Genomic DNA, 26,509 nt, shown 5'->3' with positions numbered 1-26,509 from the left:
GACGCTGAGAAATGAAAATTTATGATAAAAAAAGGTTCTTATTTTTTTGGATTGACCATCCTAGTAATGTTAGTTTCAACGGGATTTAATTCTTTTGAAATTGAAAAAGTAGAGGGGTTTCACTTAGAAGAGAATGAAAACTATGTGTATACAGTCCCTACAGAAGATGAATTCGAAGAAGAATTTGATGTGATTTTTCCTTATGTAGGAAAAACATTCGTAGGATTCAGAGAAGCAATAGCTTTCAGAGAGTCAAGAGGAATCTTAAATTTGGTAAACCCTTACGGATATATGGGGAAATACCAGTTTGGGAGAAGTACATTGAGAACAGTTGGTATTTACGATTTTCAGGAATTTTTGCACAATCCGGAGTGGCAGGAAAAAGCATTCAAAGCTTTAGTGGCACGTAATAAATGGGAATTGCGCAAAGAGATTAAAAAATATTCCGGAAGAAAAATGAACGGAGTAGTAATTACAGAATCAGGGATTTTAGCGGCAGCACACTTAGCCGGAGCAGGTTCTGTAAAAAAATACCTGAGAAGCAACGGAGCAAACGGCTTTAAAGATGGTTTCGGAACTTCTTTAAGAAGTTATATGAAAAAATTCGGAGGTTTTGACGTTTCTTTAATCGAAGCCGATGCTAATGCCAAAGTAAAATTAGATTAAAAACTTCACATTTTGTGAATAATGAAAATGCAAGGTCGCTTATGTAAGTCGACCTTGTTTTTTTTCCACTCACTAACCTTTTTGGTCTTAATAAATTCAGTAGGAAGGGTTATATCACAAGCGACACACAATAAAGTATCGGGTTGTAATATCTGTATAAGGTCTTCAAATAATTTATTATTTCGGTACGGAGTTTCTATAAACAATTGCGACTGATTTTTTTCAAATGATAAACGTTCCAATTGCTTGATAGTGTTCTTCTTTTCATGTCCGTCAATGGGCAAATAACCATTAAAAGCAAAGCTTTGTCCATTCATACCACTTGCCATAACGGCTAATAAAATAGAGCTTGGTCCGACTAAAGGAACTACCTGAATGCCTTTTTCATGTGCTATCTTTACGATTACAGCACCCGGATCAGCAACACCCGGACATCCTGCCTCGCTCATTAAACCAACATTTTCACCATGTAATAGCGGAGCGATCATGTTCTGATACTCATTGGGTTCCGTGTGCTTATTGAGTAGGGAAATTTTTAGTTCAGATTGTTTTTTATCAGGATGGACACTTTTAATAAAACGTCGGGCAGTCTTTTCGTTTTCTACAATATAGTGATCAATAAAATCGATACTTCTTTTGATGGTTTGCGGTAATACGTCTTCAGGGTTCATTTCGCCTAAAGTAGTCGGAATCAGATAAAGTTTGCCTAAAAAAGTGACAGGTTTCATTTTTGTAAATTCTTTGCAATTATTGAACAGGCTTCATCCAGCATTCGGTATACATTTTCAAAACCGTTTAATCCGCCGTAATAAGGATCCGGAACTTCTACATTCTCTTCGGGAAATAGTTCGTTTAGAATCAATTTTACTTTTTGTTTGGCATCCTCATCCGGTGCTAATGATAAAACGTCTTTATAGTTTGACATATCCATTGTATAAATGTAGTCAAATGTTTCAAAGTCGTCTGTTCTGAATTTTCTGGCTCTTTGGTAAGTAATATCTACACCATGTTCTTGTGCTGTAGCTATAGAGCGTTCGTCAGGCAATTCTCCTGCATGCCATCCACCGGTGCCGGCTGAATCAACTATAAAATTTTGTTTGGGAAGTTTAGACTGTAATATACCTTCTGCCAATGGAGAACGACAAATATTGCCTAAACATACCATTAAAATTTTGGTTTGCATTACATTGATAATTTTTTGTTGATATCGTCAACAAATTTACGGAATTGTTTGTCAGTTGTAACCAGATTATCAACGGTTTTACAGGCATGTAATACTGTGGCGTGATCTCGGTCACCGATTTGACTTCCGATATTGGCTAAAGAATTTTTAGTGAATTTTTTAGCAAAGAACATCGCCAGTTGTCTGGCCTGAACCACATGACGTTTTCTGGTTTTAGACTGTAAGGTCTCAATGTCTAACTGGAAATATTCAGAAACTACTTTTTGAATATAGTCGATAGAAATTTCACGTTTAACATTTTTGACAAATTTTTCAACGACTTGTTTTGCCAGATCAATAGTTACTTCTCGTTTGTTGAAAGAAGATTGAGCGATTAATGAAATGATGGCTCCTTCCAGTTCTCTGACATTACTTTTGATGTTTTTAGCCACATATTGAATGATTTCTTCCGGTATTTCAACACCGTCTCTGAACAAAATATTTTTCAGAATAGAAATACGGGTTTCAAAGTCAGGCTGGTGTAACTCTGCTGATAATCCCCATTTGAAGCGGGACAATAAACGTTGTTCAATATCCTGCATATCAACAGGAGCTTTATCAGATGTTAAAATAACCTGTTTTCCGTTTTGGTGCAAGTGATTAAAAATATGGAAAAATACATCCTGAGTCCCTGATTTACCGGACAAAAATTGTACATCATCAATAATCAGAACATCAATTAATTGATAGAAATGGATGAAATCATTACGCGTATTTTTCTTAACGGAATCAATATATTGTTGTGTGAAAATTTCAGCAGAAATATATAAAACCGTTTTTTCTGGGAATTTATCTTTTATTTCCACACCGATCGCATGTGCTAAGTGTGTTTTTCCTAAACCTACGCCCCGAATATCAATAACGGGTTGAAAGAAGTTCCTCCCGGTTTGTTGGCAACAGCTAAACCGGCACTTCTTGCCAAACGGTTCGAATCACCTTCAAGGAAATTATCAAAGCTGTAATTTGAATTTAATTGCGAATCGATGTTGATATTTCTGATGCCGGGAATGATGAACGGATTTTTTAATTCCGGATTTTTCTGTACAATAGGAACATCAACTTCCTGAGTTTTGATAACTTGTCGGTTGTTGCTAGGAATCTGTTCGGTAAATGGAAGTTTGTTCCCGTAAGGGTTTTCCATTTTAATTTTATATAATAACTTTGCGTTTGGTCCCAGTTCTTTGGTAAGAGCAACTTTTAAGAGTTTAACATAATGTTCTTCCAGCCATTCATAAAAGAATTTACTGGGAACTTGAATAGATAATGCGTTTTCATTAAGGTCAACTGACTGTATCGGTTCAAACCATGTTTTATAGGCTTGTTCCTGAACATTGTCCTTTATAAAAGAGAGACAGTTATCCCATACCGATTGCGCAGTTTTATTCATAAAAGTTCTTTTTTTACAGTTGCTTTTTAAAGATTAACAAAGGTTATCTTACAGGAAAAGGCACGAGACCTTCAAGTGATTTGGGAGAACAAATATGTGAACAATTTTCTGTAAAAAAAAATGAAACTGCTATTGGTTTTTAAAAAAAAATATTGTAAACCCTTTTATGGGAAATTAAGAATAAATTAAGATAAAATTAACAATGAAAGAACATCAGTTACAAGTAAGAGTTCGATATGCGGAAACCGATCAAATGGGAGTAGTTTATCATGGAAATTACGCCCAGTACTTTGAGATGGGAAGGGTTGAATGGTTGAGAAACCTAGGGGTTTCATACAAATGGATGGAAGAGAACGGTGTTATGCTTCCGGTCGTTTCTCTTACAATGAATTATAAAAAATCAGCCCGTTATGATGATCTGTTAACGGTAAAAACGATTTTTAAAAAACAATCCGGCGTAAAGATCGAATTTGACTACGAAATTTACAATGAAAAAGGAGAGTTATTAACAACCGGATATTCAATGCTGGTCTTTATAGATATGAAAACAGGGCGTCCGGTTTATCCGCCAAGCTACCTTGCTGAAAAGTTAGAAGTATTAGTCTGATTCTTTTTCTTTAATTGTTACTTCGTAAAGTGTATTGAAAATGTCGAATATGGTTTCGGCATTTTTTTTTCGGGTTGCGATTTCAATTTCACAACTCAATTCCATTTTTTGGTGTACAATATCTAAGTTTTTTCTTTTATAATTCGCATGACTTTATTCATGTTTTTATAATCGAAGGAAACGATGAAATGTTTGTTTATGGTTTTTTCGATAATGTCTGAGGCTTCTAAAGCCATTTGAGCCGCAGTTCGGTAGGCTGAGATTAAACCGCCGACACCTAGTTTTACTCCTCCGAAATACCGGACAACTACAATTAAAACATTGGTAAGGTCAAAAGATTGGACCTGTCCGTAGATAGGCATTCCGGCAGTATTGTTAGGTTCGCCGTCGTCATTTGCTCTGTAGTAGATTTTTTCAGTTCCGGTTTGAAAAGCATAACACCAGTGGCGTGCAGAAAAATGTTGCTTCTTTATTTCGGTCAAAATGTCTTTTACTTCATCTTCATTTTGAATGGGAAAAGCATAGCCGAAAAATTTACTGTTCTTTTCTTTGTATAATATTTCAGGCGAAGCCTGAGCGAGCGTTCTGTATGTGTCTTTTGTGTTCTCTGAATCCATTTATCGTACTAAAAATAAAGCTATGATGGCGATGATGATGCCTGCAAAATTTTGTTTGCTTAATTTTTCCTGAAAAAAAAGAAGCCCCAAAATTGTGGTGAACAAAATTACACCAATATTTAATAAAGTAAAAATGGTGGCACTTTCCATATTTTTCGTCTGCAAAGCTTTGATCATATAAAACATAGAAAAGAAGTTGGGAACTCCTAAAATTATTCCGCCTAAAATATTTTTAAAATGAAAGCCGGTTTGTTTTCGGAATATTCGGTAAGACAAAATGAGAATACCGATACTGAAAGCCGTTAAAAAGGTAAAGGCAGAAAAAATAGCCGTGTCGTTTTGGGGAACGTAAAAGCGTTGAATAAAATTCATGCCGGTATCTATTGTTCCGGCACCTATAAATAACAGACAGGGTAATAATAATGAATCAAAGCGAAGCTGGCCGGAATCTTTTTTGGAAACAAAGTAAACTGCTGTTAAGGCTAAAAATATTCCCAGTAATTTTTTAAAATGGATGGACTCGTTAAAAAATAATATGCCGAAAAGTACGGGAACTATCAGTGACATTTTGCTGGCAACGGAAGCTACTGTTAAGCCATTAACTTGAGCGGTTTTCCCCATAATGTTAAAAACAACAATAAATAAGAAACCTAAAAAAAGAGTTCCGGGAAACCAGGTTTGTTGCAATATTTCGCCGGTATTGATCTCAACCGGGCTTAGGATCATTCCGGTAGTGAAGGCAATAATATAGTTAAAAACAATGGCTTGAAAAACATCGATATTAATCTTTTTGAATAGTGTAAAAACGATAAATAGCAGCCCTGAAAAGATAATGGCTAATACCAGATCAAGCATGTGTTTTTTTTAGGTGTTCAAAAAGTTGAGTCACATCTTCTGAGGTAGGGTTCAGATGCCAGGTTTTAAAACCTAATTTTTTAGCCGACTCAATGTTTTCTTTTTTATCGTCAATAAATAAAGTTCGTTTCGGCGTTAAATTATGATTATTGATAACCAGTCTGAAAGTTTCTTTATCTGGCTTGCGCATCCCTATGTCGAAAGAGAAATAAGTCTTTTCGAAGCAACTGTAAAAATCTCGTGCAAAAGATTCGCCTACTTTGTGTTCAAAGTGTTCAATATGTGTAGCATCTGTATTGCTTAATAAAAGCAAGCGATAGTCAGACAGCATTTGAAGGAATTCCAATCGATCTAAAGGAAAGTCTTGCAGGATAGCATTCCAGGCCTCTTTTATCTCATGAATCTGGGCTTTCGGAACAAACTGTTTAATACCCTCTAAAAAAGTTCTTTCGTCTATTTTTCCGGTTTCATAGAGTTGGTTCAGCTCATTTAAAGCCGGATTCCACTGAAGTAACCCCAGTTTCTTTAAAGCATTTGGCGTTGCGTTTTTGTCTAAGTTAATGAAGACATCCCCAAAATCAAAAAGTATAGTGTTAATCATAATTTTTGTATTGTTTTAATTGGTTCCCTTGAACGTTTTCGATACTAATTGGAAAGCGATGGATTTTGGGTGCAGTAATTCCATTTTTTAAACTAATATTTCCGATAAAAACACGCGCTTCATCCCACAGGTCTTTATCTATGAAGCTTTGTAAAGTTTTAGCTCCGCCTTCGATAATAATTGACTGAAGTCCTTCCTGATGTAAATCGGATACTAAAAAGTCTAAAAAATGAGTATCAAATATAGCTTTTTTATGCGAAATAGTATTATTTTTTGTTAAAAAAATAGTGTCACTGTAAATAATTGATTTTTGTATTCCGTTTTTGACAGCAGAACTTTCCGGTATTTTTCCTTGTCGGTCAAGGATAATCCGAGTAGGATTGTTACCGAAAAAATCCCGTGCATTTAAGACCGGATTATCGTCTAAAACGGTTTGAGTACCTACTAAAATACTTTGCTCTTCCGTACGCCATTTGTGAACTAATTGTCTGGAATATTGATTGGTGATCCAAACGGGACGGTTACTGTCCTTAGTTAAAGGAGCAATGAACCCATCGTTGCTTTCGGCCCACTTTAGGATAATGTACGGACGCTTTTTCTCGTGAAATGTAAAAAAGCGTTTATTTAGTTCTTTGCATTCCTTTTCTAAAACTCCCACAGTTACATTTTTTCCGGCTTCTTTTAATTTTTGAATGCCGGTTCCGGCTACTTTGGCAAAAGGATCAATTGTGCCGACGACTACATTCGGAATTTCTTTAGCAATGATTAAATCACAGCAAGGCGGTGTTTTTCCGAAATGACTGCAAGGCTCCAGTGTAACGTAAATAGTAGCTTCTTTCAAAAGACTTTTGTCTTTAACTGAATTTACAGCATTTACTTCTGCATGGGGTTCTCCGGATCTCTTATGCCAGCCTTCTCCGATGATCTTTCCGTGGTGAACAATTACACTTCCCACCATAGGATTGGGATAAGTTGTTCCTAATCCGTTTTTTGCCAATTGTAAGGCGCGATGCATGTATTTTTCATGGGTCGTCATGATACAAAAGTAGGGATTTTAGAAATTTTTAAGTCAAAAAGGAACTCAATTTATGTATTTTTACAAAGTGAATTGTGAGATATGATAATCAGAAAAATAGAATGGAAAGATAATGCTCAAATTGCAAAAGTGATTCGAGATATTTTTGATGAATTAGATGCTCCGAAAACAGGTACGGCCTATGCGGATCCTATTTTGGATACCTTATACGAAGTATATCAAAAGCCCAGATCGGTTTATTATGTTGTGGAAAAAGATGGGCAAGTTCTAGGCGGCGGCGGAATAGCGCCTTTAGAAAATGCTTCGGAGGAATATTGTGAATTGCAGAAGATGTATTTTGCACCTGAAATAAGAGGTTTAGGCTTAGCACAGGAAATTATTGAGAAAGGTTTGGTTTTTGCTAAAGAACAAGGCTTTGAAAAATGCTATCTGGAAACGTTACCATTTATGAAGGCTGCACAGAAATTATACCATAGGGTAGGTTTTCAATATTTAGATCAGCCGCTTGGTTGCACCGGTCATAATAGTTGTGATGTTTGGATGATAAAAGAATTGTAAAACCGAACAAAAAGAAATAGATTTTGACATTAAGAGAGCTTAAAAAGCATTTCGAAAGTAAATTGGGAACCCTTTACGATCAGGGAGAAACGGAGTCGTTTTTTTATATGGTTCTGGAACATTTGCATCAAATGAAACGTATTGACTTTACGTTGAATCCTGACTTTTCAGTGGCTAGTATTGAGGGCTGGAACAGAATTATTTCCGACTTACAGCAAGAAAAACCCATACAGTATATTTTAGGAGAGGCGTGGTTTTACGGGTTACCGTTCAAGGTTAATGAATATACACTGATTCCGAGACCGGAAACGGAAGAACTGGTGGAGTGGATTTTGGAAAGTAGAAAGCCGGAAAGCGAAATGATGTTATATCAAGGAGAGTTGCGATCTGCGTTTTCAATTTTAGACATCGGAACCGGAACCGGATGTATTCCGATCTCGTTGAAAGTCAATTTACCGGAAGCAGAAGTTTTTGCTATTGACGTTTCGGAAGAAGCTTTAAAAGTAGCCAATGAAAACGCCCAGCAAAATAATGCACAAGTGCATTTTACCCAAGCGGATATTTTATTGGTCGAAGACCTTAAAAAACTGTCAGCGGTTAACGATCTGTTACCAACTAAATTAGATGTCATCGTTTCAAATCCGCCTTATGTCCGGAATTTAGAGAAAACAGAGATTCGAAAAAATGTTTTGGATTATGAGCCGCATCTGGCTTTGTTTGTGGAAGATAATGATCCTCTGGTTTTTTATCGAAAAATAGCTGAACTGGCTATAGAAAGTTTGAAACCGAATGGGTTATTGTTCTTCGAGATCAATCAGTATTTAGGTAAAGAAACCATAGAGATGTTAAAACAGTTAGGCTATCAAAATATAGAACTCCGTAAAGACTTGATGGGAAATGACAGAATGATTAAAGCAAAGATAAAAGATGAAATGAAATTTTAGCTATTATTGTAGCATCAATTAAAACATCAAGAGCCATCTGAATCCTAAAAAATAAGTGCTGAAATTCGTACTTCTGCCCTTGTACTTCGATAATTATTCATAACGCAAAGCTTCAACCGGATCTAATTTTGCAGCTTTTAATGCCGGATACAGACCGGAAACGATCGTAACGATAAAAGTCGTGATGAAAGCAGCGATAATAGCCATCCACGGAATCACAAATGAAAAACCGAAACTTAAGGCTATAATTGATCCTAATAAGATACCGAAAAGTATTCCCAGTACACCGCCTATCTGACTGATAACGAATGTTTCAGTAAAAAACTGCCAGGCAATGGTCGATTTTTTTGCCCCTAATGATTTACGGATCCCGATCTCCCGGGTGCGTTCCGTAACGGAAACCAGCATGATATTCATCAAGGCAATAGTAGAACCGAAAATGGTAATTGCACCTATCACTACTGCAATCAGGTTAATGAAAGCAATATTTTCACCCAAACGCTGGATCAGATCGTCACTTCGGTTAATTCCGAAATTGCTTTTTTCAATCGGATTCAATCGGCGTACTTTTCGCATCATTAAAGTAGCATCGTCAACGGCTTCATTAAGTAAGTTGTCGTTATTGACCATTACAGAAAGGTCGTAATTTATATTAGGAGCCGAAAACAAGGAACGGGCGATCTGATTTGGGATCAGAACACGTAAGTCCTGGCTGTTGCCGAAAGTAGATCCTTTTTCTTTTAAAACTCCGATAACTTTAAACTTAGCCCCTCTGATGGAAATACTTTTGTCTAAAGGGTTCATATCTTTAAAAAGTCCTTTTTCAAAGTCAGAACCTAAGATACAAACGTAATTATTGTTCTTAACGTCAAAAGGAGTAAGGTTTCGCCCTTTTACGACTTCCAAACCTTTGTTAGGACAAAAGTTCTCGTCGACCCCTACAATTGTAATTTCCGGATCGGTTTTTTGATCCTGATATTTAACTTCAATGCTCGAAGCGGCAGTAAAGGATAGAGAGGTAGAGGTAAAAGGGAAATTATAACGTTCTTTGAATTCTTTAGCCTGTGGGTAACTGATGATAGGATTGGGTTTTTGCTTGCTGTCATTTTGGTTGATCTCGGCAGAAAAATCGTATTGACTGATCGAAAAAGTATTGGCACCCATTGAAGCAAAATTTCCGAATAGGTTTTTTTCCAACGCCTTGGTTAAAGTCAGAATCCCTACCAGAAAAGTAATACCGATCATGATGATCAATACAGTTAATGATGTACGCAATGCCTGGCTCTTAATAGAATCAACGGCGATCTTTGAGTTTTCTTTAAATAATCCTATACGCATACAGCATTAGACTCAACTTTTTATGTTTTGTTACACAAAAAAGGGAAATAGTAAAAAGGGGACAGGAATTGCCGTTATAATTTTTAAGAATCAGTAATAAATTCGATATTTGCAGGAGTAAAATTTTAGTTTCGAAATTTATTTTTCAGATCGATAAACGGACAAACTTTTTAAATTGGCAAATTAAAGAAAATGGCTCAAAAACCTAGTATACCAAAAGGGACACGTGATTTTTCACCCGTTGAAGTGGCGAAACGCAATTACATCTTCAGTACGATAAAAACGAATTTTGAAAAATTCGGATTCCAACCGATCGAAACTCCTTCCTTTGAAAACTCTGAAACCCTGATGGGGAAATACGGGGAAGAAGGCGACCGATTGATCTTTAAGATCTTGAATTCAGGAAATTTTTTCTACAGTAAAAAAGGAATTGAGTTGCCGGAATCATTAAACGAATTGTTGGTGAATTCTGCTGAAAATATTACTGTGGAGCAACGCATTGAGTTAAATAAGTTTACCCATAAAATTTCTGAAAAAGCATTGCGTTATGATCTGACGGTTCCGTTTGCACGTTATGTGGTGCAACACCAAAATGAAATTGAGTTCCCGTTTAAAAGATATCAGATCCAACCGGTTTGGCGTGCCGATAATCCTCAAAAAGGACGTTTCAGAGAGTTTTACCAGTGCGATGCCGATGTGGTAGGTTCTAATTCGCTTTGGCAGGAAGTGGAATTGGTGCAATTGTATGATTCCGTTTTCACGGCCTTAGGTTTAAAAGGGGTTACGATAAAGATCAACAACCGAAAGATATTATCAGGAATTGCTGAAGTGATCGGTGCTTCTGATAAGTTGATCGATTTTACGGTTGCTTTGGATAAATTGGATAAAATAGGAGAAGATGGCGTTAAGAAGGAAATGGTCGCCAAAGGCATTTCGGAAGAGGCGCTTGAAAAAGTACAGCCGTTGTTCCATTTTACCGGAACTATTTCCGAGAAGATCGAAAAGTTAGCGCAATTGCTTTCTACTTCTGCAGAAGGAATGAAGGGTATTGAGGAGTTGAAATTCATTTGCGAAAATGTAATGGAACTAGGCCTGCAAACGGCTTATTTGAATTTAGATGTAACCTTAGCCCGAGGGTTAAATTATTACACCGGAGCTATTTTTGAAGTAGCAGCTCCGGAAGGAGTAGCTATGGGCTCAATTGGTGGTGGTGGTCGTTATGACGATTTAACGGGGATCTTCGGTTTAAAGAATATGAGTGGTGTCGGAATTTCGTTTGGCTTGGACCGTATTGCATTGGTGATCGAAGAATTGGGATTGTTTCCGGAAACGGTTACGGCTACTTCAAAAGCTTTGTTTTTGAATTTTGGTTTAGAAGAAGCTAAATATGCTATGAAAGCAGTGATGCAATTGCGTCAGAAAGGGCTTAAAGTAGAAATGTATCCGGATAATGCTAAAATAGGGAAACAGTTCCAACATGCAGATAAGCGTGGAATTCCTTTTGCAGTGATTGCCGGAACAGAGGAGATACAAAACGGAGTGTATGCTGTTAAAAATCTGGTTACCGGAGAACAACAAACCGTAGATTTTGATACTTTAGTTACCGTATTGCAGTAAAAAAAGGGCTTACTTTGTTGTTTCAAAGCAGGTAAAATTCTAAATGTATAGGTATGGATGTCGATAGTGAAGCTAAGAAAGTGATTTGGTCACTACAAAATAACGTTCGTTCAGAGGAAGAGCGCAATGTTTTTAAACCGACCGGGAAAAAGCCCAAAAGCAATACTTTGAAGTATGTACTGGTGGTGTTAACGGGATTGCTTGCCATTAGTTTTGTAATGGCACAATTTCAGAAAACAGCAGTGGATGTCTGTATTGTATCAGATTTCTGTATCAACTCAGAACAGGATGCTTTGTTGTATGTGCTGTATGTTTTTATAAATGTGGTACTAGTCGTCTTCGGAATATATTTTGCGTACCGTATAGGGAAATATCTGGCGGGAAGATTAATGTAATAAAAAAAGGCTTTAGAAAATCTCTAAAGCCTTTTTTATTAAGATAGAAAAATGATATTGTGATTATTCAACAATTACTTTTTTATACATTGCTTTATTATTTTTTAGCTGAACTCTTTGTGCTTCAGTAAGTCCTGATAAAACTTTGCGGTTGAATTTTTCGTTTATTTTCTTTTTTTCTTCGGTAGTAGCTGCATTAGATAAGGCTTCTAATCGCATGTCGACCAATTGTGTAAATGCGTTTTTAAGGTTAGCATCAATTTTTAAAAAGGTAGCAACTTCTTCTACACCTTTAAGCATTTCAGTTCGGTTAAGTCCTTTTTCTATGTTGATTTCCTGAGCAGAGGCATTTATTGAAAACCCAAGAAACAAAACAAAAAGTAATAGTATTTTTTTCATAATTTTTTGTATTTAGTTGTAACAAATCTAATTTAAAAAATGATTAATACAAAAAAAGAACATGAAAAAATGAATTTCTGTTCTTTTAGTGGTGTATACTTAAATTCTGTAGTTATTTAGAATTACTTCTGTAGGCGGCAAGTTCTCTTTCTAAACTTGCTATGATCTTATCTTTATCCTGTAAAGATTGTTTCAGTAATTCAATGATCTCACTTTCTCTTTTGTAATCGTCTTTCGGTTCCTGAACCACGTTTTTAGGAAACATTTCTCCCATGGGTTTATTAATGAAATCGTCAATACTGATTTCAAAATAGGTACAAATCTTTTGAATAGTTTCAATTTTAGGTAATGCTTTTTTGACAACGTAGGAGTTGATCGCACCGTTGTTTAAGCCAAACATTGCACCAAATTCATTTTGAGAACAATTCATTCGGTTGACTAAATAAGAAATATTTTCTGGAATATGATTAGTCATCAAAAATACAATATATTGATTATCAAATAATTATTAATAATTAAAAATTTACACTAAGAAAAAATCTTCTTTTTTTGTAAAATTTCTTGTTTGTTTAAGAAAAAATCTGTAAACTTGTACAATCAAAATACAAAAAAATAATTAATAATTGATAATTTCTTCAGAAAAGAGATTAAATAGTTGTGCTTTGGTGATAAGAAATGTCGTGTTAATGGATAAGGATAGTGACACAGCCGTAAAAAATGGAAGTGTTGTTTTGTGAAGGGGGCACATTTGCATAGTGTAGGGGTAAAGGATTAAAAAAATAAAAATAAAGCGTAAAATTACTATATTAACTTAACCAATAATTGGCATTTGCTAAATTAGCTTTAGAAAGAAACAGTTCATTTGAACTGTTTTTTTTATTATTGAAATTCCCTCTTTTAATTTTACGATCAAACTAAAAAGGATCAGGTGTTTTTAACTAAAGCAGATTTCGGTTATTATAATTTTATTTCGCTTGTTGAGTAAACAAATTTACAAGGAATTTAGTTCATAGAAAAGTATTCTTTTAGAATACGTCAGCTTTATATATAATGAAACATGCCTATACTTGAATATAGTTACATTCTTGCGAGTTGGGAAGTAAGTCTGCTACATTGTTTATATAATTTCCGATCTTTCGGCAGTGGAGTATCGTGTTTCATTCTGTTTCATTTGAATGTTGGTTCGGAGCTTTGGTAACTTTCCGAGCCGGGATTGAGCGTCATTAGGTGTTTGTCATTTACAGTACTATAAGAATAATAAAGTTCTTTTAATGATCTCAAACATATACAGAATTTGGGAGCAAAATAATTTGATTTATTTTTTATAGGTTGTTATATCTTGGCCACTTCCATGCAAGAGTCATAATTAGTATTAAAAGCATAAGTTCAATTATATTGAATAATACGAAGAACATTTGCCATTCGTTTCCAAAACTGGAAATAATAATCAAGATAGAAATAATAGCATATAGAGAGGATATAATAATGTTTAGCCACTTATTTAATTGTGGTTTTAGAAAAATTGAAAGAAATATCATCAAAGCAGGAATAATAAGAAGCACAGAAAAAATAACTAATAATTTGGGAGTAGTGGTGCCCATTGGTGTTTGAAGGTTTATCATTTTTTCTAATTTATTTGGTGTCATTAGTCTAAAGTAATCAGCATATATATAAAGAAACATTAATGCAGTCCATAGTGATGCCACCTTTATTTTTAGATTGATTTTATAATCTATAAGTGATTTAGAATTGTCGGTTTTTTGAGTCATTTTTATTTTGTTGATTTGAATTTAGAACATTAAATAAAGAAAAGTTTAACTACTAATTGAATTATCTTTACAGGTTGTTTATTTCTTAAATATGTGATTTAAGGGATCTACCGTATTTTTATTCGGAATTTATTTGGTCTCTTATCTTTTTCGGTAGTTTTGCAACTACCAAATCATAAGAAATATCTAACCATTCATATAGCTGTTTGTCTGTAACTGTTCCATCCATTACAACTCTACACCAATGTTTTTTACTAAAATATGATGGTTCCTGAAGAGCAGAGAATGATGCCCGAAGTTCATCTATGGTTTCGGGATTGCATTTTATACTAAAACTTGCAAATGTGGTGATATCCGTTCCTGTAAACATTTTTTCGTGTACTTTAAATACCAATACATTCGGTAAGTTAGAAAATGGAATAGATTCCGTTACTCCTTTTTTTGATAAGCAATATGTTCTAAATTCCTCTATGTTCATAATGGGAACCCTAATTTTTCTTTTAATAATCTGATTTCGTATAAGTTTTCACTGTTAGATTTATTTGCACAGAAGAGTTTGTCTTCTAATAATTCTATATTTGGAATAGCAAGTTTAATTTCTTCATTATCCAATGCCTGTTTACAGGCATACAATGGCATAACACATAAGCCATCTATTTTTTTCATTGTTTTTATAATGTCTGAAAATGAAGGGAAAACAATTCTTGCCATGATCTGTGGTCGATTCTTAAAATGATATTCCCAAAATCGATTCAAAAAAGGTAACTCATTGTCGAAAGCGAACCAATTTTGCTCTGTTAGCCATTTTTCAATTTTTTTATAGTCTATTTTTTTTAACAGAAATTCTTTTGGAATATTTAAATTGTTTGATGCTACCAAAATCAATTTTTCATTATTGAGAGGTGTAAAAGTATGCGGAAACGTATTGTATTTTTCTGTTCCGATACTTAAATGAGTTTTACCGTTTTCCAACCATTGCGCCAATTCATCAGCTGTTCCAAAATGAAAGGTCAAATACATATCTAACTCTGGTAAATAGGCTAACAAATTTGTTTTGAAATAATCATATTGGCAACCTACTACTATAGATGGACAATGTTTGTTTCCGGTTTTACTAAAGTGGGTTTCCGCTTTTTGTAATGTTGCTACCGATGCTGAAATTTGAGTATACAAAAATTTACCATACTCTGTTGGTAATATTTTTCGAGCTGTTCTAATGAAAAGCTTTTTCCCGATTTGAGCTTCTAATGCCGAAAGGTGCTTACTGACGCCAGGTTGTGTTAGAAATAATTTTTTTGACGCTTCAGAAATACTGTTGCATTCATAAATTGTTTTGAAAGTTCGATACCATTCAAAATTTACCATATAAATTTTGTTATTGTTTACATAAACAAATATAATAAAAATTATACATTAATTTGTACTAATATTGCTGGTGAATTTAAAAACATATTTAAAATGAAGAAAACATTAGTAGTAACTTACACACCGAGAATTGACTCAAACACAAAGAAACTAGTTGATTATTTTTTAGATTACAATCAAGATAATACCAATATTAAAATTCTTGATTTAACAGAAACTACACCGGATTTATTATTGCAAGAAAATTTAAATCTATTCTTAAAACGAAATTATGGAGGAATCGCTTTAGAAGATGAAGAAGTTCGAATTTTAGAAAAGAACGATTTTATGTTGCAACAAGTTTTGGATGCTGACTATGTAGTTTTAGCATACCCGATGTATAATTTTTCGTTGCCTGCTACCGTAAAGGCTTGGATAGATGGGATTACTCAAGCCGGAAAGACTTTTAAATTGACTGAAACTGGTTATAAAGGCTTATGTGAAAACAAAAAAGCTTTGGTATTAATGACAACAGGAAGTGATTTTAGTGTAGAGCCTGTCAAAAGTATGAACTATGCCACTCCTTTAATTAGTCAGCAGTTTGATTTTATTGGAATTCCCACCGAACATATTACAGCATTCGGTTTGCAACAATACCCTGAAAAAGTATTCTCAATTCTCGAAGATTCTAAACAAGAAATAAAATCATTGAGTGATATTTGGTATTCGTAAACTTGATGTTTTATAGTTACAGCCAACAGTCTTGTATAATTATATGAGAGTATAAGTTAATGATTTTTGGTTGAGTATTAACAATTGCAATTTCGAGTGGATCCAAATAAATACAGTTGAATCCACTGTAATTGCGGTTATAACTTGTTAGCGTTTTTTAGAGTAGATAAAATATACAATAAATCATTCCCAAGTTAAATCCTGCGTGACAAAATATTGCTCCCAACAAGGAACCTGTTCTTTTTTTTGTTCTAAAGAACATAATGCTAACGAGGAACATACTTAACACCCAGATCATTGTGGGAATAGGATAAAAATTCCAAATACCATAAGCAAACACTAATCCGAAATGGGCGATATGCGTTAAGGCAAAAGCCAAGCTATCTACAATGGAAGCTTTTTTTTCTCCAATTGATTTCGCAAAACTACCGTGAACTATACCTCTGAAAAATAGTTCTTCTCCGATCGGACTGAAGATCATTCCTGTAGTAGCCATTATCGAGAACAAAATAAGTTTGTCATTTCCAGCTATATCTTCGGGAATGTTGTAAGATTTTCCGATGTATTGATACCAATTATGATAAGAGCCTCCATATAGTTCTTTTCCTAAGAAGAAAAGTAGAAAGCTAAAGGCGACACCAAGGATTAATGACAAAACTAAACCCGCAATATTTTCAGTTCCTATAATTCCAATTTTCCTTCGTCCATATTTGTTTAAAAAAATGAATGGGACTAACGCTGAAACGAACATGACTGCGCCAATAGGCTCATAGTTCCCGGTTTGATTTGCTTGCAGAACCAAAATAAATCTTGGAATACATACCAATGCAATTAAAAAAAGTCCAAATTTCCAATCGAATTTGAAGAGTTTATTCCAGAAAGGTTTTAATTCAGTTTTAGTCATTATTTTTTCGGATGTGTTTCTTAATTGTTGTTAATGATTTCAGTGTAGAATGATTCGATAGAATTATTCCGTATAGAAATCAGCTTGGTTAATTTACATATTTTTCAAAACTGAGCATAGACAATGCTGAATTATAGCCGGCGTTGGTCACGGTTTATTTATATTAAAGACCACCAAATCATGGTTGTCAGAACTACAATAACCAAAACCAATGTAATTCCGTTTGTTTTTTTTATTTTATATACCTGCAAAATTTTATTGCGATGTAAAAAAAATACAAGTCCGCCAATAATTACTAATCTTAAAATCAAATTTATAAGATTAGGTTTCGGAAATAAATTATCTAATTGGCTATATACTCCACCTTCATTTCCATAAGATAATTTATAACTGCTAATTCCCGCATAAATTGTAGCAAAGGAGTAATACGTTAAAAGAGATACGATAATAAACCAACCATATTTTTTTATTTTCCACAGTCCAAAAATTCCGATTGGAAACAGTATTAGTGGGAGAAAGTGTTCGGTCATACTCAAATCCCAGTCATTTAAATCATTTAAGAGTGTTATTGTCAATGAGAAATTACTAATGAAATAAAATAAATATGATATGCTCAAAAAGATGCAAAGCGATAATAAGCTTTTAGTTAGTGTATCTTTTTCAGTCGGGATAAATAATTTTCCTAAATCTTGGGTCTTTTGTATTAAAAGTTCTTTCTGATTTTCTCTAATTAATTTTTTATTTGCTCTTGATTGTAATTGTTGCTCAAATTCGGATATTTTTGCCTTGCTAATATTTCGGGACTTGAATTCGTTCTCGGCTGAAATTAAAGCTTCTGGCACATAGCTATTTTTTTTGTAATATAAAATTTCGTAAAGTTCTAAATCCGATTTATTAGACATTACATTGTTAAATTCACTCATATTTCGTTTTCAAATTGTGACTAATGATTTCGGCTAACGAAATGGTGAGAACAAGCAATTACTTATAGTCATTGTTGGCGGTTCGTTTTTTGTTCGGTTAAGTCAGATTCGTATATTTTTTCATATTCCGAATGGACTTTTTAAAATTCAGTTGTTATTATTTTGATTCATTTATAAATCCACGCGAACCCTTCCATGTCCTTTTTTTCCAGTTGTTCTAAAATAACTTCCACCGTAAAAGTACCAATCCAAAGATCTAATGTATTCAACGCTATTTTCAGGTGTTATTTCTTTTATATCATTTTCTTTTATAATTCCTGTAAACCAACGTCCCGATTCAGAAAAAGATTCGTATTCTACAAAATACCTTATCCAAAATGAATTACAATTTTTACAGTGTCTGATTGTTACTTCACCAAACCTTCCATTAGTTTTATCAATTCCAACAAAATTTTCAGAGTCAAAATTCGAATAATCAATTGGAAGATTTTGACATTTACATTTTTCCAAATTCACTTTTATTTAGTTCATATAAATTACGAAAAACTCGTTTATATCCGGGACTTTTATCTTTTTATACATAAATTATGTTAGCTATGCTTACTTTTTAAAAAAGTATGAAAAAATAAAAGTTTGATACTTAGCTAAGTTAAAAACCTTTTACAGATTATCAAATAATTTTCTAACTCTTTTAGAATACTTCAGGTAACATGCCTATGCTTGGGATGTAGTTACATACTTGTGAGTTGGGAAGTGGAGTCCCGTGTCTCATTCTGTTTCATTTGAATGTTGGTCCGGAGCTTTGGCTACTTTCCGAACCAAAATACAGTGAGTTGTTTTTATTTTTCGGCATGCAATCCTATTCTGTTTCCCTCTGAATCAGTGATGATAGCAATAAAACCAAATGGCATTGATGTTTTAGGTTCTACTATTTTACCGCCTGCTGCTTCTACCTTATCTAATGCAGATTGAAGATAAGGACTTGCATTGATATAAATGAGTGCACCGCAATTTGAGGGTTTATTTGTGTCTGATTTAGTAAGGACACCTGTGACTCTTCCTGATGTTGCTTGAATTATTTCCGGATTATAAGGGAAAAAAGTTAGTTCTTCATTTGTCTCAGGAAAAATGCGGGTGGTCATTTCTATATCCAGAATGGTTTCATAAAACTTTTTGGCTCGTTCTGTATTATTTACAGGTATTTCAAACCAAGTTAGAACATTAGTTTCCGGGTCGATTTTCTTTAAATTTTGCATAATCTTTATCTTTAATTTATGTATGCAAATATCGGATCCTGCTTTTAGTATTTATTGTGGCAAATGTCACAAAATCATATATGCAGTCTGCGTTTTCGTATTCTGCTTAAAGTTTCTCTGGAAACGCCAAGAAATGAGGATAATTGTGTTAGTGAAACTCTTTTTGAAATTTCAGGATGATTCTTTTCGATATATTCAAAGCGTTCCTGAGGTGTGTAAAGTTTAAATAAATTTGAAAATTCTTCTTGTTTTTCAGCAAATACACGAATGCAATTACGTCCCAGAGCTTCTATTTCTTTCGATTGTTCAGTAGCCTGAAATAGTTTTTCTTTATCAAAAATAATTACAGTAGTAGGCTCACATGCAATCAGATTAAATTCAGACTTTTGTCCGCTTCCAAAACTTTTTACATTAGTAGCAATTTCATTTTCAAAGAAAAAAGCTGTGTTCTTAATGTTACCTTCAATTTCGTAATAGCTTTTGCAATAACCTTTATCAATATAAAAAAGCGAATGGCATACCTGTCCTTCTTGAAGTAGAAATTCCTTGTTCTTATAATCTTTTTTTATCAATGCGGATTGTAGTAATTCCCAACTTTCATTTGAGAAAGGCATTAAGTTTTGAATGTATTTTAAAAGGTTATTCATTGCTTTTTAGGTTTTGTATAAAAGAGCTGCTGTAGTAAGTTTATTTAATGTCGGAACACATTCAACTTTAGTCTCTTTAGATCGATAAGTATCTATTCCAGCTCAAATTTTATAAGTTTTGTTTTCTTCAGTTTTCAATCCTACAATCAACAGGCTCTTTCGTTTGTATTTCGTTATTGTTTTTTTGACTGTCTTTCTTTTTCAAATTTTTCAGACCTAAGTATTTGTTCTTCTAAATTCCACTCAAAATCAAATCTGTTTTTCAGAAATTCCGAGATTGGTTCTAATCCGATTTCAGCTCTTCTTTTATCTACATTTACAGGGTCAAATATTGGCCACACATTAAAGCTTTTCATTTCAGGGTAATATTTCATTTGTCCGCCATAGATTTGAAACTCGCCTTTGTCAGTAGCAATTCGATCTTCTGTTCTTGCTAACAGCCATGGGCTTAATTGGTTATTTTTTACAGCCTGACGCATCAAGGGGAGATATTTTATTCTGATTTCCGGACTGCTATGTTGAAGTACATTACAGAGGGTTAAATTTCCTTGTTTTCCTATAAGAGATCGATCTGGCCATCCTTGGGTATCCAGGATTTCTCGAACCTTTCTTTCGTTGAGGTCATGGTTTTTATGATATATAGTATTTTGTTTTACAAATTCCTTTGAATCAAATCCATAAATTCTCCCAATTGAATCTCTCAATCGAATAGGATCTTGTTCTGTTCTCCATATAGTATCTAAAACAGCAGCTAAGTTTTCCGATTTATGGTCGCTTGTTGTGTCTTTTTGCGATTTGTTCTTGTCAGTACAAGAAATAGTTGTTACTAAAAAGAGTATAAATATCAATCTCATCTTTAATTTTAAATTAGTTTTGTAATCCAATTTTCGTGATGATTGCTAGCCATGTCTATTTCTTTTAATATGGTTTTTTTCGAGGGTCATTTGAGTATTCCGGATGAGCGTCTGGTCAATTTTATAAAGTTCTTTATTTTAAGCTCTCTTCAAAACTCCTGAAAGGAAGATGTTTGTTCATGGTCTTTTATGCTATATGAGAATAAGGGTGCTCTTATTACCGGTTCAAACATTTATTTAGTTGTTGTCTGTTCTTGTTGTTTTTTCTTTAATGTCAGTATTCTTTGTTTATAGTAGTCATTAGGTTTTTTCTCATAAGCTTTAATCGTAAATGTTAAAGCATTGTCAAAGTCATTCATTCTTTCGTAAAATTCAGACATAGAATCATAGGTGTTAGCACTTTCAGGATAATATTTAATGGCAAGTTCAAAGTACATTTTTGCTTTTTCGGGTTGTCCCATATCCATGTTCATATAGCCTGACATATTTAAAAGCTCTTCCGGGTATGGTGGTTCTGAATATCCGAAATGGTATTTGAGCCTATTTTCTCTGTTTTTTATAATTTTGAATAATTCTTCTTTTGGGGTATCAAATGAGTTTATTTTATCAGTGTCTTCCATTTGATACCATTTAAAAAGTGATATTAAACCATCCATGATAGAAGGGAAAGAGATTGTACCATGTATATCTCCGGGGTAAAATTTCCATTCATAAGCTAATTCGTTTTTATTATTTTGATTAACTAAATTCGAAAATTCTATATTGGAACGACTAAACAAGGTAAAGTCTGTTGTGTCCTGCATTACATTATCTATGGTCACTTTTGAGTTCATCATGTGTAATTGTCCGTTTAAAGTCATATATAGCGACTTTCCTTTTAAACTATTGTTTGGAAAAATGTCTTTGGCATGATTCAATAATTTTTGATTGTCCCAATCTAAACTTGGATCAATAGCTAAATAATTTGCAAATAGTTGAGGATGATTAATAAGTGTGTAAATGGTAAAAAGACCGCCATATGAATGGCCTATTAATGTTCTGTAATTAGTGACAGAATATTTCTTTTCAACAAAAGGAACCAACTCATCTTCGATAAATTTATAGAACTTATCGGCCTCTCCGTTTTTTTCAGTAAAAGGCATTCCATATTTTGTGTCAATCTTAGTAGGGGTTAAATCTCGGGTTCTATTCTTACTGTTTGAAATTCCAATAAGGACCATTTCGGGCGTATAGCCTCCACTATAAAAACTTTGTACAACACTAACAGTAGGGAGTAGTTTTTCTCCGTCTAAAATATATGCTACGGGATATTTCTTATTATTTTTCGGGTCATAATTTTCAGGTAGTTCTATATAGATCTCTCTAAACTCTTTAAGAGTGTGGGAATACAGGCTATCAATAATTCCGATTTTCTTCAAGAATTGTTGATTTTCATGGATCTGTGCATTAACATTTAATTTGCCTAAAATAAAACATATTAAGATCAGGGTATATCGTATGTGCGTATTCATTTTTTAAATTTTTGTTTTGTTCATTTTCTTTATTTATTACAGCTTAGTCGGGATTATAAATTTCAACTGCTTTTTTTATGATTTTCATTTGAGTTTGAATGGAATTTCTTCTTCTGTAATCACTTTTAGTTTTAAAAGCTAAAACAACATCTATTTCCGGGTAAACTGTAATATTCTGTCCTAATGCTCCTTGAGCAGAATAGGCATGATTAAGTCTGTAATCATCTGTGTTTTCAATTAACCACCACATATAACCATAGCCTAAATCTAGTCCGTCTTCTTTTAGTAAAGGCACACTTTTTTGAGCTTCAATGTAAGAAGTACGCTCTTTAATTATTTCATTTACCCAATATTCCGGGATGATTTGTTCCTCGTTCCATTTGCCCTTTCTCAGCATGAGTAAACCAATACGCGCCATATCTCTGGTTGAAAACCACATATGGTAAGCAGGGAACTTAGATACCTTGTAGTTGCCGCTTTTTCGTTGAAGCGATTTGTCCCAATCCTGCATTTGCAGAGGTATGGCAAGTTGAGATTCTATTTCGTCATAAATGCTACGATTGGTTTCTTGTTCAAAAATATATCCAGCAACATTAAAGTCCCAATTACTGTATAGCCAATGCGTACCAGGTTTTACAGAACCTCTTTCCGGTGCATACCTGCGAAAATCTCCGCCGTTTGATCCGTTTAAGTATATTCCGGATCGAGCAGCAATTAAATCCCTTATTTTGGCTGTATTTTCTATCGGAAGAAGTTCGGACACATCGTTGATGTTTAATTCTCCTAACGTTTTGTCAAGGTTTATAATGCCACTTTCAATATATTTTCCAAACAATATAGCAAGAATACTTTTTCTACAGGAGGCTATATAGCTGTTTTCTTGTATATCACCATATTCTAAAACAATTTGACCTTTGTGAACAATGACCAATCCCGTAATATTTGTGCTGTCAATGATATAACGAGTAAAAATAGAGCGTTCTGTATTATCCCACCCGTTTAACGACGGATCTTCGTCTCTTGACCAAGTTTGGTCAGGATATGTCTGTGCTTCACAGGTATAGCAATATAAAAGTGAAGTGAATAATAATAGGATTAATAGTATTTTATAGTGTTTCATGTTTTATTTAAGTTTGATAAGATTTTATTTAGTGTTATGTCAAGCTGAATTAATTCTTCCTCTGTAATTCCTGCAAATGCTTTTTTTCTATTGTCTATAATAACAGGTTCCAATTTGCTTAAAACTTCTTTTCCTTTAGCGGTGATCTCTATTTTATACCTTCTACGGTCTTTAGTATTCATTGATCTTTTTATGAATTTTTTATGAACCATTAAATCAATCATGCGGGTTAGTGATGCATTGTCTTTAAAAACCAATTCCGCTATCTCTTTTTGGGTTAATTCAGGAAAATCATTAAGATATTGTAAGATTAGTTTTTGGTCAATGGTGATGTCGTTAATTACTTTAGAAAAATTTTGTTTTGAGAACCTTCTATAACTTTTTATAGTCTTTTCAATAGTATAAAATACTGTCTTAGATGGAATTTTCATATCAAATGTTTGATACAAATATAATTGATATATCAAATAAAATACATTTATATAATATTTTTTGTTACAAAACGGGTTATTTGTTATACTGATTTTTCCTTTCTATGAGATTTGTGGTAGAAAAAGGAGCATTAGAGATAAAAATTTTCGGTACTTAAATGAAATTTCCTCACTTCGATCCCTCACTCCTTAACTTTGAGGTATAAAGAAATTAGTAAAATTAAAAGCAATAAAAAAACCCTAACTGTTTGATTAGTTAGGGTTTGCTTTTAGTAGCGAAGACGGGAGTTGAACCCGTGACCTCAGGGTTATGAATCCTGCGCTCTAACCAACTGAGCTACCTCGCCATTTTTGTTGGTCTTGCATCTCTCAATGCGGGTGCAAATATAAAACAAATTCTAAACAGTCCAAATTTATTATGATAAAAAATTAGAGCTTTTTTTCTTTTTGCTTTTTCAAATATTTCTCTATATATTTCCAATCTAAAAATAAATAAAAGATGGAAGTAAAAGTAAAATATGAATTAGAATTCCCCATACACGTATCCCCATCATTACTATATCAATATATTTCAACACCTTCCGGTTTATCTGAGTGGTTTGCCGATAATGTTAACTCAAGAGGAGAATTGTTCACCTTTATTTGGGATGACTCCGAAGAGAAAGCTAAACTTATTTCGAAACGTTCCGGAGAACGCGTTCGTTTTCGTTGGCTCGATGAAGACGGAGTAGAAACCGAATACTTCTTTGAAATGAAAATTTTAGAAGATGAGATAACCAAAGATGTTTCGATACTGATTATAGATTTTGCAGAGGAAGAGGAGTTAGATGAAGCCCGATTGTTGTGGGAAAATCAAATATCAGATTTAAAACACGTTTTGGGTTCCAACTAGGTTTCCATTTACAATTATAAAGATTATATTTGTCCCGATTTTTAAGTCGGGATTTTTTATGGTTAATTTTAATGGAAATATTCAGGAAACAAGCGGTATCACAATAGAGAATAACAGAGGGTTCTTATTTGGAGACAGCATATTTGAAACAGTAAAAGTAGTAGAAGGAAAAGTGTTGTTTGCGGAAGATCACTACTTTAGATTAATGGCATCCATGCGAATTTGCAGAATGGAAATTCCTATGCGTTTTACGCTAGAGTTTTTTGAAGATGAAATTATAAAATTAACAGAGTCCTTGCCGCAAAGTAAAGCTTACAGAGCGCGTTTCACTGTTTTTAGAGTAGGTGACGGATTGTATTTGCCAGTTTCAAATGAAGTACAGTTCATTGTTACTGCCAGCGAAAACGATCAGGTGGCATACCAAATCAATGAACAGGCTGCCTATGAAATGGAAATCTATAAGGATGCTTATGTGACCAAGCAATTGTTCTCAACGTTAAAGACCAATAATAAAATGCTTCATATAACAGGAAGTGTTTTTGCTCAAGAGAATGGCTATGATAATTGCTTCCTGTTGAATAGTGAGAAAAATGTTATTGAAGCTTTACAATCGAATATTTTTATGTTAATGGGGAATACTTTAGTAACACCGCCGGTTTCAGATGGTTGTCTGAACGGAATTATGCGTAAAAAGATCTTAGAAATAGCTTCGGCAATGCCAAATATCTCTGTTGAAGAAAAATCGATTTCACCATTCGATCTGCAAAAAGCAGACGAGATCTTTTTGACCAATGTTATTAAAGGAATACAGCCTGTTACAAAATACAAAAAGAAGTCATTTCAACTGCACTTGGCAAAAGAAATAGTAGCGCAATTAAATACAGTACTTAATTTAGCATAGGGTCAGAAGGAGCGTTGGAAAACAAAATATATTCGCCACCCTGCTCTTTCATTTTCTCTTTCCAGAACTGTTGTACAGGTTTGGCTAAAAGTTTTGCCTTTAAATTATTCTCTGTAACAATCCAGGCGTTCTCTTTCAGTTCATTTTCCAATTGATGAGCCTCCCAGCCACTATACCCTAAAAAGAAACGAATATTCTTTTTGGTTATTTTCCCTTCGTTAATAAGGTCAAGTGTAACGTTAAAGTCGCCACCCCAATAAATGCCATTAGCTATTTCCACACTGTTTGGAATGATATCAGGAATGTTGTGAATGAAATACAAATTATCCTGTTCAACGGGACCGCCATTGTAAACGGAAAAATTAGCCTTGATTTCAGGTACCAAATCATGGATAGTATAGTCCAAAGGTTTATTAATGATAAACCCTACTGAACCTTCCTCGTTGTGTTCAGCTAATAAGATGATGGAGCGATTAAAAGAAATGTCTCCTAATGTTGAAGGTTCTGCTATCAGCAAATGACCTTTTTTGGGTAAAACTGATATCATAGCTTTGATTTTTTTTCTTAAAGCTATTAAAATTTTATTAAAAAATCAAGAAAAAAAGGAGAACGGGTAAAAAAAATCCTGCGAATTGCAGGATTTAATATTTTTTGAGTAAAAATTTTATTAGTTTACTGCGTTGTCAAGCTCAGCACCAGCTTTGAATTTCACAACGTTTTTAGCAGCGATTTTAATTGTTTTACCAGTTTGAGGATTTCTACCTTCTCTGGCAGCTCTTTTAGAAACCGACCAAGATCCGAAACCTACTAAAGAAACTCTACCACCTTTTTTTAGAGTACCTTCAACATTGCTTAAAAATGATTCTAAAGCTAATTTAGCAGCTGCTTTAGTGATACCGGCAGAAGCAGCCATTGCATCGATTAATTCTGATTTGTTCATAATAATACTATTTATGATTGGTTAAACTTAATTTAAGTGTTAC

General features: G+C 33.8%; 31 protein-coding genes, 1 tRNA gene and 2 pseudogenes. 9 read left to right on the top strand and 25 right to left on the bottom strand.

Annotation, left to right across the window (positions count from 1 at the left end):
• The first annotated feature begins 21 nt into the window (after window positions 1–21).
• The gene (locus DI487_RS02835) at window positions 22–666 is read left to right on the top strand and encodes a peptidoglycan-binding protein LysM (RefSeq protein WP_109568314.1); all 645 of its coding nucleotides are present in this window, start codon (window positions 22–24) and stop codon (window positions 664–666) included.
• 5 nt (window positions 667–671) lie between these two features.
• On the opposite strand, the gene DI487_RS02830 is transcribed toward DI487_RS02835, so the two are convergent.
• From DI487_RS02830 to dnaA, 3 genes and pseudogenes are all read right to left on the bottom strand, one after another.
• On the bottom strand, window positions 672–1,394 hold the full coding sequence (locus DI487_RS02830) for an SAM-dependent methyltransferase (RefSeq protein ID WP_109568313.1): 723 nt from the start codon (window positions 1,392–1,394) through the stop codon (window positions 672–674).
• Window positions 1,391–1,849, bottom strand: coding sequence for a low molecular weight protein-tyrosine-phosphatase (locus DI487_RS02825; protein WP_109568312.1), 459 nt, complete (start codon window positions 1,847–1,849; stop codon window positions 1,391–1,393). Before DI487_RS02825 ends, DI487_RS02830 begins: the two co-directional genes overlap by 4 nt.
• Window positions 1,849–3,275 (bottom strand): annotated as a pseudogene (gene dnaA / locus DI487_RS02820) (chromosomal replication initiator protein DnaA). The gene DI487_RS02825 and the pseudogene dnaA overlap by 1 nt, the downstream one beginning before the upstream one ends.
• A gap of 202 nt (window positions 3,276–3,477) precedes the next feature.
• Here dnaA and DI487_RS02815 point away from each other — a divergent pair.
• A complete protein-coding gene (locus DI487_RS02815) occupies window positions 3,478–3,882 on the top strand; it encodes an acyl-CoA thioesterase (protein ID WP_109568311.1) in 405 nt (134 codons plus the stop codon).
• Here DI487_RS02815 and DI487_RS02810 read toward each other — a convergent pair.
• The 4 genes and pseudogenes from DI487_RS02810 to ribD form a co-directional block, all read right to left on the bottom strand.
• Window positions 3,874–4,499, bottom strand: a pseudogene (locus DI487_RS02810) (IMPACT family protein). The gene DI487_RS02815 and the pseudogene DI487_RS02810 sit on opposite strands and share 9 nt — an antisense overlap.
• Window positions 4,500–5,354: an EamA family transporter gene (locus DI487_RS02805; RefSeq protein ID WP_109568310.1), complete on the bottom strand. Its 855-nt coding sequence runs from the start codon at window positions 5,352–5,354 to the stop codon at window positions 4,500–4,502.
• Window positions 5,347–5,955, bottom strand: coding sequence for an HAD family hydrolase (locus DI487_RS02800; protein WP_109568309.1), 609 nt, complete (start codon window positions 5,953–5,955; stop codon window positions 5,347–5,349). Before DI487_RS02800 ends, DI487_RS02805 begins: the two co-directional genes overlap by 8 nt.
• Window positions 5,948–6,991 (bottom strand): bifunctional diaminohydroxyphosphoribosylaminopyrimidine deaminase/5-amino-6-(5-phosphoribosylamino)uracil reductase RibD, encoded by a 1,044-nt coding sequence (ribD, locus tag DI487_RS02795; protein WP_109568308.1) that lies wholly within the window; start codon window positions 6,989–6,991, stop codon window positions 5,948–5,950. Before ribD ends, DI487_RS02800 begins: the two co-directional genes overlap by 8 nt.
• Window positions 6,992–7,072: 81 nt before the next feature.
• On the opposite strand from ribD, the gene DI487_RS02790 reads away from it, so the two are divergent.
• Both DI487_RS02790 and prmC read left to right on the top strand, forming a co-directional pair.
• A complete protein-coding gene (locus tag DI487_RS02790) occupies window positions 7,073–7,549 on the top strand; it encodes a GNAT family N-acetyltransferase (protein WP_109568307.1) in 477 nt (158 codons plus the stop codon).
• Between the two features lie 23 nt (window positions 7,550–7,572).
• The gene (gene prmC / locus DI487_RS02785; RefSeq protein ID WP_245896512.1) at window positions 7,573–8,493 is read left to right on the top strand and encodes a peptide chain release factor N(5)-glutamine methyltransferase; all 921 of its coding nucleotides are present in this window, start codon (window positions 7,573–7,575) and stop codon (window positions 8,491–8,493) included.
• 93 nt (window positions 8,494–8,586) lie between these two features.
• Here prmC and DI487_RS02780 read toward each other — a convergent pair whose 3' ends face one another.
• A complete protein-coding gene (locus tag DI487_RS02780) occupies window positions 8,587–9,831 on the bottom strand; it encodes an ABC transporter permease (protein ID WP_109568306.1) in 1,245 nt (414 codons plus the stop codon).
• A gap of 192 nt (window positions 9,832–10,023) precedes the next feature.
• Here DI487_RS02780 and hisS point away from each other — a divergent pair, with 192 nt between their 5' ends.
• Both hisS and DI487_RS02770 read left to right on the top strand, forming a co-directional pair.
• Complete coding sequence (hisS, locus tag DI487_RS02775; RefSeq protein ID WP_109568305.1) at window positions 10,024–11,448, top strand: histidine--tRNA ligase; 1,425 nt, start codon at window positions 10,024–10,026, stop codon at window positions 11,446–11,448.
• 53 nt (window positions 11,449–11,501) lie between these two features.
• Window positions 11,502–11,843, top strand: coding sequence for a hypothetical protein (locus DI487_RS02770; RefSeq protein WP_109568304.1), 342 nt, complete (start codon window positions 11,502–11,504; stop codon window positions 11,841–11,843).
• A gap of 63 nt (window positions 11,844–11,906) precedes the next feature.
• On the opposite strand, the gene DI487_RS02765 is transcribed toward DI487_RS02770, so the two are convergent.
• The 5 genes from DI487_RS02765 to DI487_RS02745 all read right to left on the bottom strand — a co-directional run bounded on the left by DI487_RS02765 (window position 11,907) and on the right by DI487_RS02745 (window position 15,376).
• Window positions 11,907–12,242, bottom strand: coding sequence for a hypothetical protein (locus DI487_RS02765; protein WP_109568303.1), 336 nt, complete (start codon window positions 12,240–12,242; stop codon window positions 11,907–11,909).
• Window positions 12,243–12,354: 112 nt separating this feature from the next.
• Window positions 12,355–12,717, bottom strand: a complete 363-nt coding sequence (locus DI487_RS02760) for a helix-turn-helix domain-containing protein (RefSeq protein ID WP_109568302.1) — start codon at window positions 12,715–12,717, stop codon at window positions 12,355–12,357.
• Window positions 12,718–13,564: 847 nt separating this feature from the next.
• The gene (locus tag DI487_RS02755; RefSeq protein WP_109568301.1) at window positions 13,565–14,011 is read right to left on the bottom strand and encodes a DUF6326 family protein; all 447 of its coding nucleotides are present in this window, start codon (window positions 14,009–14,011) and stop codon (window positions 13,565–13,567) included.
• 118 nt (window positions 14,012–14,129) lie between these two features.
• Window positions 14,130–14,489: an MmcQ/YjbR family DNA-binding protein gene (locus tag DI487_RS02750; RefSeq protein WP_109568300.1), complete on the bottom strand. Its 360-nt coding sequence runs from the start codon at window positions 14,487–14,489 to the stop codon at window positions 14,130–14,132.
• On the bottom strand, window positions 14,486–15,376 hold the full coding sequence (locus DI487_RS02745) for a LysR family transcriptional regulator (protein ID WP_109568299.1): 891 nt from the start codon (window positions 15,374–15,376) through the stop codon (window positions 14,486–14,488). The genes DI487_RS02750 and DI487_RS02745 overlap by 4 nt, the downstream gene beginning before the upstream one ends.
• A gap of 93 nt (window positions 15,377–15,469) precedes the next feature.
• Between DI487_RS02745 and DI487_RS02740 the strand changes: the two genes are divergently transcribed.
• A complete protein-coding gene (locus DI487_RS02740) occupies window positions 15,470–16,087 on the top strand; it encodes an FMN-dependent NADH-azoreductase (protein ID WP_109568298.1) in 618 nt (205 codons plus the stop codon).
• Between the two features lie 157 nt (window positions 16,088–16,244).
• On the opposite strand, the gene DI487_RS02735 is transcribed toward DI487_RS02740, so the two are convergent.
• The 10 genes from DI487_RS02735 to DI487_RS02690 all read right to left on the bottom strand — a co-directional run bounded on the left by DI487_RS02735 (window position 16,245) and on the right by DI487_RS02690 (window position 24,080).
• Window positions 16,245–16,991 (bottom strand): CPBP family intramembrane glutamic endopeptidase, encoded by a 747-nt coding sequence (locus tag DI487_RS02735; RefSeq protein WP_109568297.1) that lies wholly within the window; start codon window positions 16,989–16,991, stop codon window positions 16,245–16,247.
• Between the two features lie 158 nt (window positions 16,992–17,149).
• The gene (locus DI487_RS02730; RefSeq protein ID WP_109568296.1) at window positions 17,150–17,914 is read right to left on the bottom strand and encodes a hypothetical protein; all 765 of its coding nucleotides are present in this window, start codon (window positions 17,912–17,914) and stop codon (window positions 17,150–17,152) included.
• A 171-nt stretch (window positions 17,915–18,085) separates the two neighbouring features.
• Window positions 18,086–18,430: a hypothetical protein gene (locus DI487_RS02725; protein ID WP_109568295.1), complete on the bottom strand. Its 345-nt coding sequence runs from the start codon at window positions 18,428–18,430 to the stop codon at window positions 18,086–18,088.
• Between the two features lie 323 nt (window positions 18,431–18,753).
• Window positions 18,754–19,170, bottom strand: a complete 417-nt coding sequence (locus DI487_RS02720; RefSeq protein WP_109568294.1) for a VOC family protein — start codon at window positions 19,168–19,170, stop codon at window positions 18,754–18,756.
• Window positions 19,171–19,244: 74 nt separating this feature from the next.
• Entirely contained in the window at window positions 19,245–19,817 is a 573-nt protein-coding gene (locus DI487_RS02715) for a Crp/Fnr family transcriptional regulator (RefSeq protein ID WP_109568293.1), read from the bottom strand.
• A gap of 173 nt (window positions 19,818–19,990) precedes the next feature.
• Entirely contained in the window at window positions 19,991–20,671 is a 681-nt protein-coding gene (locus DI487_RS02710) for a DUF6624 domain-containing protein (protein WP_109568292.1), read from the bottom strand.
• Window positions 20,672–20,904: 233 nt separating this feature from the next.
• Window positions 20,905–22,182: an alpha/beta hydrolase-fold protein gene (locus DI487_RS02705; protein WP_109568291.1), complete on the bottom strand. Its 1,278-nt coding sequence runs from the start codon at window positions 22,180–22,182 to the stop codon at window positions 20,905–20,907.
• Window positions 22,183–22,225: 43 nt separating this feature from the next.
• Window positions 22,226–23,302: a serine hydrolase domain-containing protein gene (locus DI487_RS02700; protein ID WP_109568290.1), complete on the bottom strand. Its 1,077-nt coding sequence runs from the start codon at window positions 23,300–23,302 to the stop codon at window positions 22,226–22,228.
• On the bottom strand, window positions 23,299–23,733 hold the full coding sequence (locus DI487_RS02695; RefSeq protein ID WP_109568289.1) for a MarR family winged helix-turn-helix transcriptional regulator: 435 nt from the start codon (window positions 23,731–23,733) through the stop codon (window positions 23,299–23,301). Before DI487_RS02695 ends, DI487_RS02700 begins: the two co-directional genes overlap by 4 nt.
• Before the next feature lie 273 nt (window positions 23,734–24,006).
• Window positions 24,007–24,080, bottom strand: a tRNA-Met gene (locus DI487_RS02690).
• 152 nt (window positions 24,081–24,232) lie between these two features.
• On the opposite strand from DI487_RS02690, the gene DI487_RS02685 reads away from it, so the two are divergent.
• Window positions 24,233–24,625, top strand: coding sequence for an START-like domain-containing protein (locus DI487_RS02685; RefSeq protein ID WP_109568288.1), 393 nt, complete (start codon window positions 24,233–24,235; stop codon window positions 24,623–24,625).
• 58 nt (window positions 24,626–24,683) lie between these two features.
• Window positions 24,684–25,526: an aminotransferase class IV gene (locus DI487_RS02680; RefSeq protein ID WP_109568287.1), complete on the top strand. Its 843-nt coding sequence runs from the start codon at window positions 24,684–24,686 to the stop codon at window positions 25,524–25,526.
• Here the strand turns inward: DI487_RS02680 and DI487_RS02675 are convergent.
• Both DI487_RS02675 and DI487_RS02670 read right to left on the bottom strand, forming a co-directional pair.
• Window positions 25,513–26,073, bottom strand: a complete 561-nt coding sequence (locus DI487_RS02675) for a YqgE/AlgH family protein (RefSeq protein WP_109568286.1) — start codon at window positions 26,071–26,073, stop codon at window positions 25,513–25,515. The genes DI487_RS02680 and DI487_RS02675 overlap by 14 nt on opposite strands.
• Before the next feature lie 120 nt (window positions 26,074–26,193).
• On the bottom strand, window positions 26,194–26,466 hold the full coding sequence (locus DI487_RS02670) for an HU family DNA-binding protein (RefSeq protein ID WP_109568285.1): 273 nt from the start codon (window positions 26,464–26,466) through the stop codon (window positions 26,194–26,196).
• Window positions 26,467–26,509 lie beyond the last annotated feature (43 nt).

Source organism: Flavobacterium sediminis, assembly GCF_003148385.1.
GTDB classification, from domain to species: domain Bacteria; phylum Bacteroidota; class Bacteroidia; order Flavobacteriales; family Flavobacteriaceae; genus Flavobacterium; species Flavobacterium sediminis.
This window is presented reverse-complemented; position numbering and strand designations above follow the sequence as displayed.